The 19,770-nt window shown below is 46.2% G+C and carries 21 protein-coding genes; 15 read left to right on the top strand and 6 right to left on the bottom strand.

Annotated elements, in window-relative coordinates; genetic code table 11:
* Positions 1-40: 40 nt before the first annotated feature.
* Complete coding sequence (gene cyaY / locus IJ23_RS21045; protein WP_005383391.1) at positions 41-355, bottom strand: iron donor protein CyaY; 315 nt, start codon at positions 353-355, stop codon at positions 41-43.
* Between the two features lie 74 nt (positions 356-429).
* Between cyaY and lptM the strand changes: the two genes are divergently transcribed.
* The 7 genes from lptM (at position 430) to IJ23_RS21010 (ending at position 7,675) form a co-directional block, all read left to right on the top strand.
* Positions 430-546 (top strand): LPS translocon maturation chaperone LptM, encoded by a 117-nt coding sequence (lptM, locus tag IJ23_RS25850; RefSeq protein ID WP_005378746.1) that lies wholly within the window; start codon positions 430-432, stop codon positions 544-546.
* Between the two features lie 61 nt (positions 547-607).
* Positions 608-1,861: a diaminopimelate decarboxylase gene (gene lysA / locus IJ23_RS21035; protein ID WP_033907276.1), complete on the top strand. Its 1,254-nt coding sequence runs from the start codon at positions 608-610 to the stop codon at positions 1,859-1,861.
* Between the two features lie 10 nt (positions 1,862-1,871).
* Complete coding sequence (gene dapF, locus IJ23_RS21030) at positions 1,872-2,702, top strand: diaminopimelate epimerase (protein WP_006743008.1); 831 nt, start codon at positions 1,872-1,874, stop codon at positions 2,700-2,702.
* Positions 2,696-3,427 (top strand): DUF484 family protein, encoded by a 732-nt coding sequence (locus tag IJ23_RS21025; protein ID WP_005383398.1) that lies wholly within the window; start codon positions 2,696-2,698, stop codon positions 3,425-3,427. Before dapF ends, IJ23_RS21025 begins: the two co-directional genes overlap by 7 nt.
* On the top strand, positions 3,393-4,325 hold the full coding sequence (gene xerC / locus IJ23_RS21020; protein WP_033907275.1) for a tyrosine recombinase XerC: 933 nt from the start codon (positions 3,393-3,395) through the stop codon (positions 4,323-4,325). Before IJ23_RS21025 ends, xerC begins: the two co-directional genes overlap by 35 nt.
* An 8-nt stretch (positions 4,326-4,333) precedes the next feature.
* Positions 4,334-5,050, top strand: a complete 717-nt coding sequence (yigB, locus tag IJ23_RS21015) for a 5-amino-6-(5-phospho-D-ribitylamino)uracil phosphatase YigB (protein ID WP_033907278.1) — start codon at positions 4,334-4,336, stop codon at positions 5,048-5,050.
* A 138-nt stretch (positions 5,051-5,188) separates the two neighbouring features.
* Positions 5,189-7,675: an EAL domain-containing protein gene (locus tag IJ23_RS21010; RefSeq protein ID WP_033907274.1), complete on the top strand. Its 2,487-nt coding sequence runs from the start codon at positions 5,189-5,191 to the stop codon at positions 7,673-7,675.
* An 83-nt stretch (positions 7,676-7,758) separates the two neighbouring features.
* Here the strand turns inward: IJ23_RS21010 and IJ23_RS21005 are convergent, their stop codons facing one another.
* Positions 7,759-8,355, bottom strand: coding sequence for a tRNA-uridine aminocarboxypropyltransferase (locus IJ23_RS21005; protein ID WP_033907272.1), 597 nt, complete (start codon positions 8,353-8,355; stop codon positions 7,759-7,761).
* Complete coding sequence (locus IJ23_RS21000) at positions 8,355-9,905, bottom strand: COG3650 family protein (RefSeq protein ID WP_033907271.1); 1,551 nt, start codon at positions 9,903-9,905, stop codon at positions 8,355-8,357. The genes IJ23_RS21005 and IJ23_RS21000 overlap by 1 nt, the downstream gene beginning before the upstream one ends.
* Before the next feature lie 47 nt (positions 9,906-9,952).
* Between IJ23_RS21000 and IJ23_RS20995 the strand changes: the two genes are divergently transcribed.
* Positions 9,953-10,423, top strand: coding sequence for an EVE domain-containing protein (locus tag IJ23_RS20995; RefSeq protein WP_005378735.1), 471 nt, complete (start codon positions 9,953-9,955; stop codon positions 10,421-10,423).
* A gap of 50 nt (positions 10,424-10,473) precedes the next feature.
* Here the strand turns inward: IJ23_RS20995 and IJ23_RS20990 are convergent, their stop codons facing one another.
* Together IJ23_RS20990 and IJ23_RS20985 are read right to left on the bottom strand one after the other, a co-directional pair.
* Positions 10,474-11,298, bottom strand: a complete 825-nt coding sequence (locus IJ23_RS20990; protein WP_017636084.1) for a Cof-type HAD-IIB family hydrolase — start codon at positions 11,296-11,298, stop codon at positions 10,474-10,476.
* A gap of 244 nt (positions 11,299-11,542) precedes the next feature.
* Positions 11,543-12,553 carry an alpha/beta fold hydrolase gene (locus IJ23_RS20985; protein WP_005378733.1) on the bottom strand — a complete coding sequence of 337 codons (1,011 nt, stop codon included), beginning with the start codon at positions 12,551-12,553 and terminating at the stop codon, positions 11,543-11,545.
* 65 nt (positions 12,554-12,618) lie between these two features.
* Between IJ23_RS20985 and rhtB the strand changes: the two genes are divergently transcribed.
* The 7 genes from rhtB to IJ23_RS20950 all read left to right on the top strand — a co-directional run bounded on the left by rhtB (position 12,619) and on the right by IJ23_RS20950 (position 19,295).
* Positions 12,619-13,236 (top strand): homoserine/homoserine lactone efflux protein, encoded by a 618-nt coding sequence (gene rhtB / locus IJ23_RS20980; RefSeq protein WP_005378732.1) that lies wholly within the window; start codon positions 12,619-12,621, stop codon positions 13,234-13,236.
* 24 nt (positions 13,237-13,260) lie between these two features.
* Positions 13,261-14,484, top strand: a complete 1,224-nt coding sequence (locus tag IJ23_RS20975; protein ID WP_005378731.1) for an EAL and HDOD domain-containing protein — start codon at positions 13,261-13,263, stop codon at positions 14,482-14,484.
* Positions 14,485-14,638: 154 nt separating this feature from the next.
* Positions 14,639-14,974, top strand: coding sequence for a metalloregulator ArsR/SmtB family transcription factor (locus IJ23_RS20970; RefSeq protein WP_005378730.1), 336 nt, complete (start codon positions 14,639-14,641; stop codon positions 14,972-14,974).
* A gap of 42 nt (positions 14,975-15,016) precedes the next feature.
* Positions 15,017-16,018, top strand: a complete 1,002-nt coding sequence (locus IJ23_RS20965; RefSeq protein WP_005383630.1) for an ArsJ-associated glyceraldehyde-3-phosphate dehydrogenase — start codon at positions 15,017-15,019, stop codon at positions 16,016-16,018.
* Between the two features lie 13 nt (positions 16,019-16,031).
* Positions 16,032-16,526, top strand: coding sequence for a cyclin-dependent kinase inhibitor 3 family protein (locus tag IJ23_RS20960; RefSeq protein ID WP_033907269.1), 495 nt, complete (start codon positions 16,032-16,034; stop codon positions 16,524-16,526).
* A 254-nt stretch (positions 16,527-16,780) separates the two neighbouring features.
* Complete coding sequence (arsJ, locus tag IJ23_RS20955; RefSeq protein WP_005378722.1) at positions 16,781-17,998, top strand: organoarsenical effux MFS transporter ArsJ; 1,218 nt, start codon at positions 16,781-16,783, stop codon at positions 17,996-17,998.
* Between the two features lie 283 nt (positions 17,999-18,281).
* On the top strand, positions 18,282-19,295 hold the full coding sequence (locus IJ23_RS20950; RefSeq protein ID WP_017636080.1) for an acyltransferase: 1,014 nt from the start codon (positions 18,282-18,284) through the stop codon (positions 19,293-19,295).
* Here the strand turns inward: IJ23_RS20950 and IJ23_RS20945 are convergent.
* On the bottom strand, positions 19,292-19,621 hold the full coding sequence (locus IJ23_RS20945) for a DUF2500 domain-containing protein (protein ID WP_005389668.1): 330 nt from the start codon (positions 19,619-19,621) through the stop codon (positions 19,292-19,294). The genes IJ23_RS20950 and IJ23_RS20945 overlap by 4 nt on opposite strands.
* Positions 19,622-19,770 lie beyond the last annotated feature (149 nt).

Raw genomic sequence — 19,770 nt, 5'->3', positions numbered from 1 at the left:
ACTTCGGTGCTCTTTTTGTTTTGGTGACGATTGACCAGAATTATGCCCAATCAATGGCTTCGCCCGCGTGCTTTTCACATTCTTGCTTCACCATTTCAAATAGCTCCATACCCGTTTTTGAGCAGGTCCATTTACCTTCAATAAGTTTGAAGTGGAAACCACCAGATTTGGACGCTAGCCAGATCTCATGCATCGGCTCTTGGCGATTAATGATGATTTGGCTGCGGTCTTCAAATTCCAATGTCATTACGTTGCCAGTGACTTCGTAATCAATGTCTGCGCCTGAATCATCGATGGATTCTTCGATGATTTGCATCTGCGCATCCACCAGTTGATGAAATTCAGTATCGTTCATCCGTCTATCCTATTGCTTTTCCTGAGTGTGGTGCGATTATAGGGGGCATTGATTCAATAATCACGATATGCGAAATGAAAAAATTAGTTACTGTGTTGTTTGTGATGGTTGCCGCGACCTTAGCGGGGTGTGGTCAGTCTGGCTCACTATACATTCCAGATGACACTCAACAGAATGAGCAATCACAATAAATAACCGCACCTTAGGGTGAAATTAGGGTTCAGCAGTCGAATAAAATAAGGGAAGCGAATTTTGGATTACTTCAACTATCAGGATGATGGCCAGCTTTGGGCCGAAGACGTCCCACTTCAAGCTCTTGCAGAGCAATATGGCACTCCTCTTTACGTATATTCTCGAGCCACGCTAGAGCGCCATTGGAAGGCGTTTGATAGTGCTGTGGGTCAGCATCCTCACCTGGTTTGCTACGCGGTGAAAGCCAACTCAAACTTAGGCGTATTGAACACGCTAGCGCGTTTGGGATCGGGTTTTGACATCGTGTCGGGTGGTGAACTTGAGCGTGTGATTGCCGCAGGCGGTGATCCGAAAAAAGTCGTTTTCTCTGGTGTTGGTAAAACATCGGCAGAGATGAAGCGCGCTCTTGAGCTAGGTATCAAATGTTTCAACGTTGAATCTGAGCCAGAGCTAGAACGTTTGAACAAGGTTGCGGGTGAGCTTGGTGTGATTGCGCCAATTTCTCTTCGTATCAATCCAGATGTCGACGCGAAAACACACCCTTACATTTCGACTGGTCTTCGCGACAATAAATTCGGCATTGCGTTTGATCGTGCGCCAGATGTTTATAAATTCGCGCAAAGCCTGCCTAACTTGAATGTGCAAGGTATCGACTGCCACATTGGTTCTCAGCTGACCAATATAGACCCATTTATCGACGCGACAGACCGTTTATTAGCTCTGATTGATGATTTAAAAGCGCAAGGCATTAACATTCGCCATCTTGATGTCGGTGGCGGTTTGGGTGTGGTCTATCGTGATGAATTACCACCTCAGCCTTCTGATTACGCCAAAGCGTTACTAGGCCGTCTTGAAAATCACCAAGACTTGGAGCTGATCTTTGAGCCAGGCCGTGCAATTGCTGCGAACGCAGGTATCTTGCTAACGCGTGTTGAGTTTTTAAAACATACTGAGCATAAAAACTTTGCGATTATCGACGCTGCAATGAACGACTTGATGCGTCCTGCGCTATACCAAGCATGGCAAGATATTGTGCCAGTTTCACCGCGAAAGGGTGAAGCTCAGACTTACGACTTGGTTGGTCCTATTTGTGAAACCGGCGACTTCTTGGGTAAAGATCGCGCACTCGTTTTGCAAGAAGGTGATCTACTCGCGGTTCGTTCAGCAGGTGCCTATGGTTTTGTGATGTCTTCGAACTACAATACTCGTACCCGAGCGGCAGAAGTGATGGTGGACGGTAAACAAAGCCACTTAGTTCGCCAGCGTGAGGAGCTGACCAGTTTGTGGCAGCTGGAACAGATTCTACCGGAGTAACACACAACAAATGCATTTCCACTTTTCCAAAATGCACGGTTTGGGCAACGACTTCATGGTCGTCGACTGTATTACCCAGAACGTGTTTTTCTCGCAAGACCTGATCCGCCGCTTGGCGGATCGTCATACTGGCGTTGGTTTTGACCAATTGCTTGTGGTAGAGGCCCCTTACGACCCTGAAACCGACTTCCATTATCGGATTTTTAATGCCGATGGTAGTGAAGTTGAACAGTGTGGTAACGGTGCACGCTGTTTTGCCCGCTTTGTTCGCTTGAAGGGGCTGACCAATAAATACAGCATCAGCGTAAGCACCAAGAAAGGAAAGATGATTCTCAACATCGAAGATGATGGGGAAGTGACGGTCAACATGGGCGTGCCAGAGTTTGAACCGAACAAAATTCCTTTCAAAGCGAAGCAAAAAGAGAAAACTTACATCATGCGCGCTGGTGAAAAAACGCTGTTCTGTGGCGCGGTAAGCATGGGTAACCCGCATGTGGTGACGGTGGTCGATGACGTGGATACTGCTGATGTCGATACATTAGGCCCGCTGCTTGAGTCGCACGAGCGTTTCCCAGAGCGCGTCAACGCTGGCTTTATGCAGGTGGTGAGTCGTGACCATATTCGTCTTCGAGTTTACGAGCGAGGCGCAGGTGAAACACAAGCTTGTGGTAGCGGCGCTTGCGCGGCGGTAGCGGTTGGGATTCTGCAGGGCTTGTTGGATGAAAACGTTAAGGTTTCTCTACCAGGTGGTGAACTGCGAATTGCGTGGCAAGGTCCGGGTAAGCCGTTGTTTATGACCGGACCTACAACGCATGTATTTGATGGTCAATTGTCTTGCTAGTAGAAGAAAAAGGAAACGGTTTGTCTCAAGTAGAAGCAGATGCCTTAACGGCTGAAGTGGTGGCCGAGTACCTCAAAGATCATCCCGATTTTTTTGTGCAGCGTCCAGAGCTTGTGGATCGTTTATCTTTCCCACACTCAGACTTAGGCGCGGTATCTTTGGTACACATCCAAATGAATCGCCAACGTCAGCGCATTGAAGAGTTAGAGGAAGAGATCACTACACTAATGTCGCTTGCGGCGAACAATGATCGCACCTTTTACGAATTTATGGATTTGCAGGGGCAGATTCTAAAGTGTGGTGACTTTAAACAAGTCATTCACTCTATCGAAGAGAAAGCCAAAGCATTGGGCTTACGTGCGTTTGTTCGATTGTTTAGTCAATGCGACGCATCGATTCAATTGAGTAAGGAAAGTTATCAACGCTTTGCGACCACTCACTTAAATGGCAAAGATGCGTACTTAGGACGTCTTCGCAAAGTGGATCGTGAAGCTTTGTTTGGCAACATGGAAGTGCCGGAAATGGGGTCCTATGTGGTACTACCGCTCGTGAAACAGCAAACACTGGGCGTGCTTGCTTTTTCTAGTGAAGATGGCGGCCATTTTCAGCCAGATATGGATACCTTGTTTTTGCGTCACCTATCATTAGTAGTGGCACATCTCGCTCAAACACTGGTATGGCAAAGTTACGATGACGACAACTCCCAACACTCCTCTGCCAAATAATCTGCAAAAGCCTCTTGAGCGCTTCTATGAATTCTTACGAAGCGAAAAGGGGCTTAGCCTACATACTCAGCGCAATTACAAACAGCAGCTAGAAACAATGGCGCAGCACCTAGCTGAAATGGGGCTCAAAGATTGGTCTCAAGTGGATGCTGGTTGGGTGCGCCAATTAGCAGGTAAGGGCATGCGAGAAGGCATGAAAGCCAGCAGTTTGGCAACGCGCCTCTCATCGCTGCGTAGCTTTTTCGATTTCCTTATTCTGCGTGGCGAGATGTCGGCTAACCCAGCCAAAGGGGTTTCAGCACCTCGCAAAAAACGCCCGTTGCCCAAAAACCTCGATGTTGACGAAGTGAGCCAATTACTTGAAGTCAACGAGGACGACCCGTTGGCTGTGCGCGATCGCGCCATGATGGAGCTGATGTACGGCGCCGGCTTACGTTTGGCTGAGTTGGTGGGTGTGGATGTACGTGATGTACAACTGCGTAGTGGTGAGCTTCGTGTTATTGGTAAAGGCGATAAAGAACGTAAAGTACCGTTCTCTGGGATGGCAACCGAGTGGGTCGGGAAGTGGTTACGCGTTCGTGGTGATTTAGCCGCTCCAGGTGAGCCCGCCTTGTTTGTATCTAAGCTCGGAACGCGTATTTCGCATCGTAGCGTGCAAAAGCGCATGGCTGAATGGGGGCAGAAACAGTCTGTCGCAAGCCATATTAGTCCGCATAAATTGCGTCACTCATTTGCGACACATATGCTCGAATCAAGCAATAACTTACGTGCGGTGCAGGAGCTTTTAGGGCACGAGAACATTTCGACGACCCAAATCTACACGCACTTGGATTTCCAACATTTGGCGCAAGCCTACGACCAAGCCCACCCACGCGCACGCAAAAGAAACGGGGAGTGAGCCGAAGTATGAAATTTTATCGCCGTATCGAGCCTATTAAGGCAATGACCTTTGACCTAGATGATACCCTCTATGACAACTATCCTGTGATCGTTCGCATGGAGCGTGAGTTGCTATCTTGGCTCAAGCACCATCATCCAGCGGTTGCTCATATGAACAAAGCGGATTGGTTTGCTCTCAAACAGCGAGTTGTGCAACAACAACCCGAGCTGAAGAGCGATGTCACTTTATGGCGTTTAGTGCAACTTCAGCAAGCTTTCTCCCAAGTAGGCTACGACGAAGACGCAGCACATGCCGCCGCGAAAGCCGCAGTAGACGTTGCGTTAGACTGGCGTAACTGTTTTGAAGTGCCGCAGCAAAGCCTCGATGTACTGGAGGAACTCACGCAGCACATCCCGTTGGTGGCAATCACCAACGGTAATGTGGATTTAGACCGCATCGGTCTTACGCCTTATTTCCAACAGGTACTTAAAGCAGGACCAGATGGATTGGCGAAACCCGCAACCGATATGTTTACTAAAGCGAAGCGATTCTTGGATATCCCTGCGGAGAATATTCTGCATGTCGGTGATCATCTAACCACGGATGTGCATGGTGCAAAGTTGGCTGGTTTTGCAGCCTGTTGGTTTAATGATATGAATAAAAATGTCATTAACCATTCAAAAACACGTACTTTACCTGATATTGAAATCAATAGTTTGCAGCCGTTACTCACACTTTTTTAATTGCTTTCGCATTAATCCATTCTAATCTCATTTTGTGTCTAGAAAAGCAGCGCAAAGCCACGTAAATTATTCTCTATTAAATAAAAATAGTAACGCCACACGTCGTGGTGAAGATAGTGTTACGGCAGTGGTAGGTCCATGCGAGCTTTTTCAAAACTGGTTCACGATGTCAGTCAACTGAATGACTTTTTAGTCACTTTTCCGACTTCCTCAGATAAACAATATTTAGTACAAATATTGTCGACGCAATCGCGCGAAATTACGACCACACTTGCAGACGCCGTTTTGTCGTCGCTGCCGAATGCTCATGTTATGGGGCATAGTACGCGTAATGTGATTCTGGAAGGGGAGATATTTACCTCTGGTTGCCTAGTGAGTGTGATTGAATTTGAGCAAACCACGCTGACTTCTGCGGTACAAACATACTCTTACTCCCCTGACATTGATGGCGGGGAGCTCAAGCGCTCTCTTCTAATGCAGCATAATTCACAGGTGATCCTCAGCTTTGCTGTGCAAATTGAACGACGTGACTATCCCTTGTTTCAAACCTTCGCCAGTGAAGAAGTAGTGATTTCTGGAGGGTTGGCGCAGAGTATTGACGATGGCTGCTGGGTGCTATATCAAAACCGAGTTTACGATAATGCCGTGGTTGCCGTAGCTTTGCACAGTGATACTTTGAAGCTATGGACTGATGCGTATTCGGAATGGAACCCGATTGGCATGCCACACAAAGTCACTCATGCAAAAGGAACGCGCTTGTATTGTTTAGGTGAGAAGAAAGCGCTGGACGTATACAAGCGTTACTTGGCGGATGGCCATGACGTGACGCTGAGTCAACTGCTCAGCTTTCCTTTATATCGAGAAAGCTTAGGGCGAAAGGAAGTTTGTACGGTAACGGAGCTACACGCTGATGGCAGTATGAGCTTCGACAGGCCCTGGTGTCTTGGTGACGAAGTGCAATTTTGCTATAACCATCCCTCGTTAACGCTCGAGCAAGTGCGGCATGGTGTGGTTGAGTTAGCCATGCACCAACCTGAAGTCGTGATGATTTTTAACTGCGCGTCACGGTTAGACTTTATTGACAGCAGCGACGAAGTCCAAGCATTCAAAGATATTGCGACGACGTTTGGTAGTTACTGTATGGGGGAGCTGCATGGTGGTATTGGTCAGCCCGAAATTCTTCATCACAGCCTGACGTATTTAGCGATGCGAGAGGGAGACGAAGTGCAAACATTGAACTTGCCTAAGTCGCCCGTTAGCTCCTCTATTTCACCGCTGTTTAGCTTGATTCGAAATGCGATCGGCGATCTCAACCATATGAACGCGCATATGGGATATCAACTCGATCGCCAAACGCGCAAGTTACAAGAAAGCTATCGACGCGACAGTCGCACGGGATTACAAAACCGGGTCGCATTGCAAGAGCGGCTGAGTAACATCGATTTGGATGAGCATTTGTTGACTCTAAAGCTACTTAACTTTAGTCATATCAACGAAAAATACGGCTACCGAGTGGGAGATCAATTACTCAAAGATCTCTCAATGCACTTTACGAATCGACTACGAAAGCGTTTCGGCATGCCAACGGCTTTGCAGCTTTATAGTATTGGGGTTGGTGAATGGGCGTTCATATTTAAAGCTGATCAAAGCAGCGAGACCATCAAACAGCACTTTACGCGTTTTGCTGACGCGGTAGAACAAACTAATTTTGAGCCAATTGGCCTACGTGAAATAGATTATCTTTCTATCTCGCTATGCGGCGGCTTAGTGAGTCGTCGAGATTTTCCATCCGCTTCAATAGATGAGCTCTTACTCAAAGGCATCGAAGCGAGGCGCTCCGGTGTACGCAGTAATACCCATATCTGTAATGCGAAAGATATTGAAGTCAGTGAGGATGTGCGTAAAGAGCAACTTGGATGGCTAAGTTGCGTCAGTAGAGCCATTCTCAAACAGAATATCATCACTTATAGCCAACCTATTGTGCATGCGGGTAGCCACAAATTGGCAAGCCAAGAATGTTTGGTTCGTATTCTGGAAGCCGATGGAACGGTGATTGCGCCAGGGCGTTTTCTGCCAATTATCTCTGATACACATCTTTACACTCGACTAAGTCGGCACATGATTCATTCTACGTTGCATTATATGCGAGATAAGCAAGGTGACTTTTCTATAAACTTATCGCCGCAAGATTTGCTCAGTGATAAAACTTTAATGCTTTTAGAGCATGAAATTAGCCAGCTAAATGACCCAAGGCGAATTGGTTTAGAAGTGCTGGAATCTGAGCAGATCAAAGACTACGGCCGAATGATAGAAGTGTGCAGTCATTTTAGAAGCTTAGGGGCGCGTATCATTGTTGATGACTTTGGGTCCGGTTATTCGAATATCGATGAAATCCTAAAGTTGGAGCCAGAAGTCATAAAGCTCGATGGCAGCTTGATTCGTGATATTGATAAAGACTTAAAACAGCGCAAGATCGCTTCCCAGTTGGTGCGTTTGTGCCAGGTGTTTAACGCGGAGACGGTGGCGGAGTTCGTCCACAATCAGGAGGTGTGTACCATTGCACAAGACATGGGGGTGGATTATTTGCAGGGTTACTATCTTGGCGAGCCGACTCGACTGTTTTAATGATGTTTCACGTGAAACTTCTTGTCGTAAAAAACGCAGCGTAGGCTGCGTTTTTTGTTTGGTTCTTCTACTGAGCTTAATGGTTAACGCTTAAGAGCGTGTCCACTCTTTTCAGCTTGGAACAGAGCGAGGTAATGGGCAAAAAAACGCTGCATTTGTTGTTGGTTGTTTTGTTCTCCAAGTTGCCCGAGCAAATGTGCAGCGACTTCAAACGTACACAAATTACCTTGTTGTTGGTTGCGTCGCAGCTGATATTGTGAGTCCGCCGACGCAGACAATCCCATAGTAGGGATACCTTCTAACCAACGGCTCTTATTGATCATCTTGCGCGCCTCTTGCCAGGTGGCATCTAAAATAATAAACAGCGGAGTTTTGGTTTGTTGCTGGCTTTGGAGTACCACATGTTCGAGTGTGATACTTTCTTCACAGGGGAAGAGCAACACCGGATACCGCGACGGATCAGCTAATAGAGTGAGCAATTCTGCTGGTGGCTGTTTGCGATCCCAGATTACTCGCTCAATGTTGAGTTGGCACTGCTCTAGTAGCTGGCCGGTATTAGTATCACGCTTCAGTTCATTCGGATGCATTAACAGCAGGATGTTGTGCTCACTGTTAAGTTTCGGCATTAGCGAGCACATACAATTGAATTGAAAACCGCAGGTTGGACACGGTTGTGACATTACAGACGAACTCCTTCGCGCACCGGGCTTATCCCATCAGAGAACAGACGCACACCACTGACTTGGTTCGGCGTTGCCGTTGGCGCCATGCTTGGGTTGAGTGGGTAGCTAACCCCAGTGTATTGCATCACGTGTTGAGCCGCTTTAGCTCCGCCACCGCTGACATTAAAAATCAGATCTCGCCAACCATGAGAGGTTTGTTGGCCGAGCATAATCGGGCTTTGCACTAGTGTAATGCGGCTATTAAATCGCCATTCCTTTTCGTGATGTTCAAATATCAGCAATGTACAGCCACCGGAACCACACCAATCCAACTGTACCAATAGCTCTTCGTTACCATCGCTGTTGAGGTCGTAAGTTAGCCAACGGTATTGGTTATTGTTGGGGGTGGTTTGATGGATAAAGAAGTAGTTGCGCACCGCGGCATCTACTTTTGAATCAAACTCTGCACTAGAAGGGACGTCAGCACTACCGATGGGGTTGTTGGTGCGTTTTTCGGCTGGTTGCATGATGCCTTCATCACGAACGGTGGCAGGATAAAGGACTAAACCACCATCGGCGATTGGGTATACCAAGTTACCGACTTTTTCTTTGGTCGCTTTGAGCTGATTGCCTTCTCGAGTAAACAGTCGCTCTGACATTAGCCTTTGCTGTTGATGATGCGTCATGACAACTTGAACCTGAGACGGACTTAACTGTTGCCAGTAACCACGCTCGATTAATGGTGCTTGTCCATTGGCGTAACGGTATTTTGTTGTGGCGCTGTGGTCTGGGTTTAAGGTCATTTGTACTTCAAAGCCTTGTGATTGGGTTGAGGTCGCGACATAGGTATTAGCCCAGCCAAGCGTTGCATCGACGTTTGCAGTCATACCACAACCTTGATACGTCTCGCCATCATGTTTTAGTGTTGCTTTCCAGCCATACAAAGAATCGCTCATTGTGTCTGAGCAGAGGTTTTCTGTTAAGCGAAGCTCACCACCTTGCAGTTGATAAGTGCGCTGGCGAGGTTGAAGCTGACTGCTGTTAATCGCTAATTTTGTGGTTTGTTTGCCGATTTGCTGGAATGTTAGTCCATTAGCCTCAAAGCTTGCCGACCAAGAAGGCTCATTACCAAACACGCGAGTTGGTTTGTTTGGTTGCTGACAACGGTTTGGGTTTTCCGTTGTGAGGAAGTTCACTTGTTCCACGACAAAGTTAGCATCGAAATCAGCAGAAAACCCATCGATGCCCGGTGGGTTGAGGTGGCCGATAACCTCGCCATACATAGTCTGGTAAGGCTCGTTATTTAACTGAATTGCTCGTTGCATTTGCTGTGGTGATAGTTGCAACCAATATTGCTTGTCGCTGCCACAAGGCATGATGTATTGGCTCTCGTGACCGACGATCACTTTTCCGCGCAGCATAAAAGTTTGAGGTTGAATGGTTTCAGGCTTATCTAAGGTTGCTGGTGGAGAGGTTGGGTCAGCAGCACCAGATTGTGGCGGCTGTGAACTACATGCTTGCAGAACCAGCAGGGTGGCAAGCGCCACTGGGTTTTTCAAAGCCTTCATGTTATATCTTCCTCATTATTGTTACTCAATCGGCATCGGATGGCATTATGGCATATTGGTTATTTAAAACTGAACCAGATACCTTTTCTATTGACACGCTTCGAACCCAAAAGGTTTCATGTTGGGAGGGAGTTCGTAATTATCAGGCGCGCAATATGATGCGTGACCAAGTGAAGGTGGGCGATTTAGTCCTGATTTACCACTCTTCTTGTAAACATGTTGGCGTGGCAGGTATTGCTAAAGTTGTGAGAGAAGCCTATCCCGATCATTTCCAATTCGATCCCGAAAGCGATTATTACGATCCAAAGTCAGACCCAGACAACCCGCGTTGGATTATGGTGGATGTCGAGTTTGTACGTAAAACGGCGCGAGTGATTCCGTTGTCGGTGATGAAAGCGATGCCAGAACTTGAGAACATGCCGTTGGTGAAACGTGGAAATCGCTTGTCGATTATGCCCGTGACAGAAGAAGAATGGGACGCGATTCTTGGCAAAGAGAAGCTGCCAAGTCAGCGATAAAAGAGAAGGGCTGCGAATGTGCAGCCCTTCATTATTTGGAGTATTGAAGCTTACAGCAAGTGTTCTTGTAGGTAGTGTGCAACCGCATCTTCTGCATTGCTGCCAATTACTTCATTATTTGGTAGAGCTTTCATCACTTTTTCGTGTGATGTACCCATAACTAGCCCTTTACCTGCCATCGACAGCATTTCTACGTCATTCATGCCATCACCAAATGCTACGCAGTTTTCTAACGTGAGGTCGAGTTTTTTCGCTACCGCTTCAAGAGCATGACCTTTAGACACGCCAGCGCTCATTACTTCCAAACACCAAGGCGTTGAAAATGCGATGTTCAGCTTATCACCAAACTGCTCACGTAGTTTGTTTTCAAATACGACCAAACGTTCGTGGTCTTCTCCTGGATGCGTGAAGAAAACTTTCGCAATACCGTCAGTTGGGGCGTGGTCTTCATCAAATAAGACGTAAGTGAATTCATCGTGGAAGTCACGTAACGTTTCATCATCCTTGTTCATCAACCAGCTATCATTTTGATACATGTGAATAAGTATTTCTTGATCATGTTTGATCGTGTCGATCACGCCTTGTACCAGTTCCGCAGGGACATTCTCGCTGTACATTAGCTGATCTTCCTGGTCATGCACTCGGGCACCATTCGACGTGATCATATAAGCTGGAATGCCAACTTGGCGACGGATGCTCGCAACGTCTACGTGGTGACGGCCGGTTGCAAAGACAAAGGTATAACCCTTTTCATGCAGCGCTTTTAGCGTCTCTTTTGAGTAAGCACTGAGCTGATGGTTAGGTGCGAGTAACGTGCCATCCAGATCAGAGGCAACGATTTTGGTGATCTCTTTGCAAGGTAGCGATGTGCTCATGAAGTCCTCGTAAACGGTTTGGATAGTGTGGAACAGGTGAATTGCAAACGGAGTACAGCAGACTGACTAGATCGTACTGCTCCGAATGCGGGGGAACTTGGGCCCGTAGCACTATGCGGTTAAACACTGTGTCAAAGTAGCCAAGTTCAAGCAGTGTACGCCAAAATGAGGATGAAAAAGAGGGTAAATCGATGTGTAGACATTTCCTCTTTAATCTTAGTCGTGAAATGGTCGCCTAGAGTTCTTATTGTGCTTGTTCGTTTGATGGCGATTTAGGGTCATTCATAAAGCGGAAAATCGCATCGAGAGCTTGATTACGATACTTGTCGGTCTCGAACAAGATTTCATGCTGTGCGCCTTCGATAGAAAGCAGCTCCGCGTGCGGGTTGGTTTTCCGCAATTTATCAATAAAACGCTTTTGCGCGAGATTGCTAACAATCCGATCGTTTCCGGCTTGGATTAGGATGACTGGTATTTTGACTTGGCGAGTTAATAAAAAGCACTGCTTAGCGGCCATGAGCCCTTGCCAAACCCAGCGAGTGCTTGGCCCACCGACTTGCAGTTCCGGTTTTTCCGTATATAGGTTTCGGAACCATTGGTAGCGGCCGTAACTTTGGCTAAGTGGGTTATCTTCAAAGGGCTTAGGGAAGTAGGCCTGATGTCCTGGTGCATAGCGTGGCAAAGTCGATACCGCTGACATAATTTGTGTGACCGGAATCGCTATTGGTGATAGGTACCATGGCAGGTTAATGCCAAACATGGGCGCACTTAGAATCAAACCAGTAAAAGGGTGTTCTGGGTGAGTTTGCAGGTAACGTGTGGCGATCGCGCCGCCCATAGAGTGCGCGATGATGAAGCATTGTTGATATTCGCTAAGGTCGTGTTTTTTTACGACGATGTCCATATCATCAATATAATCAGTAAAGTCATAGACGTGACCCATATCTGAGTCAGATAATAAACGATCTGATAAACCTTGACCGCGGTGGTCAAAGGAATAGACATCGAAACCTTGGCGGTAGAGATCGTAAAACAGCTCTTGGTATTTCCAGGAAGACTCAATGCGTCCATTTACGATGAGCACGGCTTTTTTATGCTCTGGGTTGGTTAGCTTGCACCAGTAAATGTTCTTTTTCTCAGTCCCTTTAACAAAGCCCTCTTGGCGAGTTTGCCAAAGTGCTGCGATCGGACCACCAATTGCTTGCTCAAATAATGTCTCTTGAGTATAAGTCAAAGGTGAATGGTTAGTCGCCATTAGTTGATTACCTGAAGATACGTTGTTTACGCGATGTATCATCGAAGAATTAGTGAGGAAATGCAATGGATACCCATGTCTGGTTAGCTTATGTAGTAACAGCAATCGTTTTTAGTTTGGCTCCGGGCTCTGGCACGGTGAACTCAATCAGTAATGGTTTGAGTTACGGTACCCGTAAATCACTGGGTGCCATTATTGGCTTACAAATTGGTTTAGTTATCCACATCGCGCTGGTGGGGGCGGGTATTGGTGCGCTTGTCGCGCAGTCAGCAACCGCATTTTCTGTCATTAAATGGGTTGGTGCCGCTTATCTGGTTTGGTTGGGGATTCAGAAATGGCGCGATACATCAAGCTTAGTCGCAGCTGAAAACCACAACGAGATGTCAGGCACGGCGCTGTTGTACAAGGCAGTGTTGATTAACCTCACCAACCCTAAATCGATTGTTTTTCTGGTGGCGTTGTTCCCGCAGTTTATTGACCCGGCAAAAGACCAAATCACGCAACTGTTGGTGCTTGGCGTCACTACGGTCGTGATTGATGCGTGTGTAATGTTGGGTTACACGAGCTTGGCAGCACAAATGGGACGCTTTATTCGCTCCGATAAAATCATGGGAAAAATAAACAAAGTATTCGGTTCAATGTTCATGGGTTGTGGTGCATTATTAGCAGCTGCAAAGTCATAAGCCATTTATAGGTCCTTCTTTAGCATGAATACAACGTATGTCGCTCGCCAGCCGATCTTTAACCGAAAAAGACAGACGCTGGGTTATGAATTGTTGTTTCGAGACGGGGAGAGTAACGCATACCCTTCACATATTGATTCAAATCGAGCGACATACCGACTGATCGTCGAAAACTTCCTATCATTGGGTACTAACCCAGTGATTGCCTCTTCAAGATGCTTTATTAACTTTCCTCATCAAAGCTTGGTGCGACGTTTGCCGCGCAGTTTGCCGAAAAACAAAATTGTCATCGAAGTGTTGGAAACGTGCCAACCTACGGATGAGCTTCTTGATGCGATTCGTGAGTTTTATCGAGAAGGTTACTTGATCGCTTTGGATGACTTCACCCTAACACCAGAATGGCGTCGTTTTTTGCCATATGTGCATATTGTGAAGCTCGACATTATGGCGATGGGGCTTGAAAAGGCCTGTGAACTGGTCAAAACACACCTTGCCAAACGCGTCAAATACCACTTTTTAGCAGAACGTGTTGAAACCGCAGAAGAGTTTGAGCAAGCGAAAGCGGCTGGCTTTAAATTTTTCCAAGGTTATTTTTTTAGCAAGCCACTCGTCTCGCAGACTAAATACGTCAGTCCTGAGCAAGTGTTGGCATTGCAACTGTTTCGTGAAGTTTGTGCTCCTGAGCCTGACTTTACTCGTATCGAGTCCATCATTACGCAAGATGTCGCGCTTTCGTATAAATTATTGCGTTTTGTAAATACGCAAGCGCCGAATTTGGCTGTCGAAATCAGCTCTTTTCGTCAGGCATTGATTTATCTTGGCCAGGATAACCTTAAGCAGTTTGTCTCTTTGGTTGTGGCATCGTATATCTCCAGTAACAAGCCTCGAGAGCTGTATCACCTTTCATTGCAACGAGCTCAATTTTGCCAATTGATGTCGCGCTATCAGCCATTCTCTCACCTCAACGAGCAAGGTTTCATGGTTGGTTTGCTGTCGATTCTAGATGCGCTGCTGGATCTTTCGGTGGAATCTTTAGTTAGGCAGTTACCGCTTAGTCATTCAGTACAACAAGCGCTATTACATCGCAAAGGGGTTTATGGTGCACTTATTTCCCTCGAAGAGTGCTACGAGCGTGCCGATTGGTCAGGGGTTGAAAAAATCACGATGCAATTGGGGTTGCCTTTAGAGGAAGTGAAGCTCTCCTTAGGTGAAGCGGCTCGCTGGAGTCAAAGCATCGCGACTGCATAATTTCTTGTCTTATCTTTTATCTCTTTGAATCTCTCTCTTTACAATCAAGCTGTTCGTTAGATGTGAAACTTTTATGACGATGGACGGTTTCCTCTTGACGATATATCTTAATTAAATAAACATATACGCATATCCATATATAGGTATGTTCATTATGCTTCCACATCAGTTTTTTAAGCTGTTATCCGATGAAACACGCGTACGTTGTTTAATGCTCGTGGCCCGTGAAGGTGAAACTTGCGTTGGCGATTTGGCGTTTGCTCTACAAGAGAGCCAGCCGAAAGTTTCTCGTCATCTTGCTCAGTTACGATCCAGTGGCATCTTGGTGGATAAACGCCAAGGGCAATGGGTGTATTACGAGTTATCACAGCAATTACCAGGTTGGATGCGAAAGTTAATTGAAGACTTAGTGGCATCAAACTGTTTGAAGCAGGAATACCAAGACGACATCACTCGCTTACACGATAAAAGTCGTGAGGCTTGCTGTTAACAGCGAATAGAGATTCAAGGTAGAAGATTAGAGGGTAAAACTATGACAATTAAAGTAGGAATTAATGGCTTTGGCCGAATTGGTCGCTTAGCGCTGCGAGCGGCATTTGATTGGCCAGAATTGGAGTTTGTGTTAATCAACGATGTCGCAGGTGACGCAGCTACGCTTGGTCACTTATTAGAATTCGATTCAGTGCAAGGTCGTTGGCATCATGGAGTTCAGGTCGAAGGCAGTGAGCTCGTCATCAACGGCAAGCGTGTCGCCACGACTCAACAACGCGATATCGATGCGGTGAACTGGTCTGATTGTGATGTTGTGATTGAAGCGACAGGCGTACATCGCAAAACATCATTCCTAAACAAATACCTAGAGCAAGGCGTGAAACGTGTCGTGGTAAGCGCACCTGTGAAAGAAGAAGGTATCGCGAACATTGTGGTGGGCGTGAACGACCATATTTTCGACCCTGAAAAACATCGTATCGTGACAGCAGCTTCGTGTACGACTAACTGTATCGCACCTGTGGTTAAAGTCATTCATGAGAAATTGGGTATCGAACAATCTTCTTTTACGACCATTCACGACCTGACGAATACGCAAACTATTTTAGATGCGCCACACAAAGATCTACGCCGTGCAAGAGCATGCGGCATGAGCCTTATCCCGACCACGACGGGTAGCGCGAAGGCGATTGTCGAAATTTTCCCAGAATTAAAAGACAAAATTAATGGTCATGCGGTTCGCGTACCTCTAGCAAACGCATCGTTAACAGACATCATTTTTGATGTGAAGCGTGATACCACAGCAGAAGAAGTGAATGCACTGTTAAAAGAAGCATCTGAAGGTGATTTGAAAGGCATCCTTGGCTTCGAAGAGCGTCCTTTAGTTTCTATCGATTATAAAGGCGACCAACGTTCAACCATCGTTGATGCGCAATCAACCATGGTTGTGGGTTCTCGTATGGTTAAGATTTACGCTTGGTACGATAACGAAATGGGTTATGCAACGCGCACAGCAGAGCTGGTTCGTAACGTTGGTTTGGCTTAAAAAGGGGGTCACAATGTCTCATCCTACATGGCAATTAGATTTGGACTCCGGTGCTTTAATCTTAACACCGTGCCCAGGAACGAAAGGTGTCGATTTGCATGCGTCGTTAGAACAGTTGAAAGAGCAGGGTGTTCAAGCGGTCGTTACTGCATTAGATGATAGTGAATTAGCTGCGAAGAATGTCTCTGCATTGGGTGAAGCCACTCAGCAACTGGGTATGAAATGGTTCCAGATCGAGATTGAAGACGACTGCGCACCAGATGAAGAATTTGCGACGAAGTGGCAACAAGCCAGTCCGGAACTGCACGCGATTCTTGCTCAAGGTGGCAAAGTTGCGATGCATTGCATGGGTGGTTCGGGGCGCACAGGTTTGTTCGCTGCTCACCTACTCCTAGAAAAGGAATGGCAGTTAGAAGATATCGTGCGAGAAGTACAGGCATTGCGCCCTGGTGCATTTACAAAACCTGTGCAAGTTGAGTACATCGAACGCGTGGCTCAAGACGCTTGATCAGCTTAAATAGCTTTTGGTTCATTATGATCCAAAAGCTAAATTCGAGCTTCTTCAGGATACGACTGTTTACAAAAAAAGCCATTAATATTAACTAATACATTGTTTTTAAGGTGTATTTTGCTTTTTATTGATGTTGGGGCATTTTTTGAAAATCACAGCAACATTGTATTGGTCAATGTTGCTGTACAGGTTAGGAAGTATTTAGAACATGATGATCTAAATGCTTCTATCGCTGTACATATGAGGTCAATATGATTTCTCAATTAAGCAAAAGTATTCGTCAGTACATGTTAGTGACGTTTAACTATTGGAACTTTACGGTGACCGATGGCGCACTGCGTATGCTGGTGGTGCTCTATTTTCATGACTTAGGTTATTCCACGTTAGCTATTGCCTCACTGTTTCTTTTCTATGAATTTTTTGGTGTGGTGACAAACCTGGTTGGTGGTTGGTTGGGCGCAAGGTTAGGCCTAAATAAAACCATGAACATTGGTTTAGCGATGCAAGTGTTTGCGTTGTTGATGCTCGCAGTACCAAATGCATGGCTGACCATTCCTTGGGTGATGGCAGCGCAAGCTCTGTCGGGGATTGCCAAAGATCTGAACAAAATGAGTGCTAAGAGCGCGATTAAAACGCTAGTACCAGACGAACAGCAAGGTGCGCTCTACAAATGGGTAGCGATTTTGACTGGCTCGAAGAATGCACTCAAAGGAGCGGGCTTTTTTGTTGGTGGCTTGCTGCTGTCTTGGGTGGGTTTTCAAAACTCGATGTTTATTATGGCGGGTGTACTTACATTAGTGTTTGTTTGCAGCATGATCTGGCTAGAAGCGGACATGGGTAAAGCAAAGAGTAAACCTAAGTTTCGCCAAATATTCTCCAAGTCTGAATCGATAAACATTTTATCCGCAGCACGCATGTTCTTGTTTGGTGCTCGTGATGTGTGGTTTGTCGTTGCTCTGCCTATTTATCTTGGTAGCGTGTTTGGCTGGGATCACTTGTGGGTTGGTAGCTTTCTCGCAGCGTGGGTCATTGCTTATGGGTTTGTGCAAGGCTTTGCGCCGCGTATTACTGGCAAAGCGCAAGGTCGTGTGCCTGATGGTAGTGCAGCATTGGTGTGGGCAGGAATCCTAGCGTTAATTACGGCTGGTATTGCTTATGGTGTGCAAATCGGTTGGCAGCCTGAACTGGTGATTGTGGTAGGTTTGATGATTTTTGGCGCTGTGTTTGCCATTAACTCTTCGCTGCACTCGTACTTGATAGTGAGCTACGCTAAAGGCGATGGCGTCTCGTTGGATGTCGGTTTTTACTACATGGCCAATGCGATGGGACGTTTGATTGGCACGGTATTATCGGGTTGGATCTACCAAGAGGCTGGTCTTGCAGCGTGCTTATGGGTTTCTTTTGCTTTCTTGGCACTGACGACGCTGATTTCAATTAAGTTGCCAAAAGCTAATGTTGCTACTGCGTAACTACCCCCAGTATCGCTATCTGTAGATGGTATAAATGGCTCCAAATCGGAGCCATTTTTGTTTCTTATGCGCCGTTTGCTGTAATCAGATTGTTTCGGTTTGGCATCGAGAGTGAATACTGATGCTTGGTTTTTGGTTCTCGTTAAGTGATTAGAGTGGTGATGAAATCCCCGTTGTAGGTCATTGTTGAGTTAAAAATAAGCAAAAACAGATTGTTAACTATTTCACTGGTTGAGATTTACCCTATGCTATAAACGATAAGCGACTCAAAGTAGGGAAAGGTATGAGAGAAAGGGTTCTGTTTTTTGATTTATTGCGCTGCTTCGCAGCGGTAGCAGTGATCGCCATTCACGTCTTGGCACCGTATCGAAATGAGTTAGGAGTGATTCCATTTGACCAATGGCTGACAGCGGTAGGCGTGAATAGCGTAACCCGCTGGGCAGTGCCAGTTTTTATTTTGATCACCGGAGCGCTAATGCTCAGTGACACTCGACCATTTGACGGTAAGTATTATATCAAAAGGCGTTTGGGCAAAGTTTTAGTTCCATTTCTTATTTGGTCGATGTTTTATGCATACCTTTCAGGTTGGACTTCTCAAGGCTTTGATTTTGAAACCGTAAAAGAGGTATTAAGCAATAGCCCATTCCACGCAACGTATTACCATCTCGGCTTTTTCTATTACTTTATACCACTGTATTTTGTGATTCCGCTGTTTCAATGGATGGTACGCAACGTGGATGACAACGTCTTGTATACCTATCTCGCATTTTGGCTTTTCACCAGCACACTGTTCTTGTTCAAGATTGATGGCCCTTGGAGTAATCAGATGTGGCTTTATATGGGTTACCTTCCACTGGGGTATGTTTTATTTCAAAAGGTACCTTTGAATCGCTCTATGGTGACCCTATTTGTTGGGCTAGGACTCGTGGCGTTGGCTGTGACCTTTACGATGGTTGTGACAAATAGCTTAGAGGCGGAGAAGTATACGGTTGGGCGCTGGCTCTCTTATAAAACACTGAATGTGATTCTAGCAGCTTCGATGATTTTTATGATCGGGCGTTACTTTGGTGAAGGCTTATCACCAAAAGTACAAAAAGTGGTAAGTGTGATCAGTCAGCACAGCTTAGGGATTTACTTACTTCATCCTATTTTCTTATGGCCGATGAAAGAGTTCGGTTGGTACACAGGACATCCTGCGTGGGTGATTCCAGTCTGGATCGTTCTAAGTGGAGCTGGAGCCTTGGCGATGAGCTATCTCTTTTCTCGTTCTGCCAAGACTCGTTGGTTACTGCCTTAACGTTTGATAGCGAAGTGAAGGAACTTGTTGCCGCGATAGGTCAGTGTTCCCTTATCTCCAGGATTGAGTGCATGGTAGTAATGCACTCCAATTTGGAATTCACGCTTTGGACCGATAGAACCACGTTGAACGTAAATCCAATACTCTTGATCGTCTTGACCTGGTGGTGCGTTTGGTATGTCTATCGCTTGTTTATCTAAAACCGTTACCTGCGCGCTTTGCTCTGGAGCGTCTTCGCCCACATAGTGCTTACTATAAAAACGGAAAAACACCCAAGCGCCCAAGGCAATAAGGGCGAATAGGGCGACAATAAGTGAGATTGGCATATTAACCTCCAATGTTTTATCGGGTCCCATTCTACAGAACTCGCTGACGAAACGATGAGTTGAGGTAACTTATTCATAATCTAATGAAAGGGACATGAATTTTATTCGGCGCACTTCACGGTTTATCTCAATGGGGACGCGATGAAATT

Source organism: Vibrio sp. OY15, from assembly GCF_000742455.1.
In the GTDB taxonomy this organism is placed as follows: Bacteria; Pseudomonadota; Gammaproteobacteria; order Enterobacterales; family Vibrionaceae; genus Vibrio; species Vibrio alginolyticus.
This window is presented reverse-complemented; position numbering and strand designations above follow the sequence as displayed.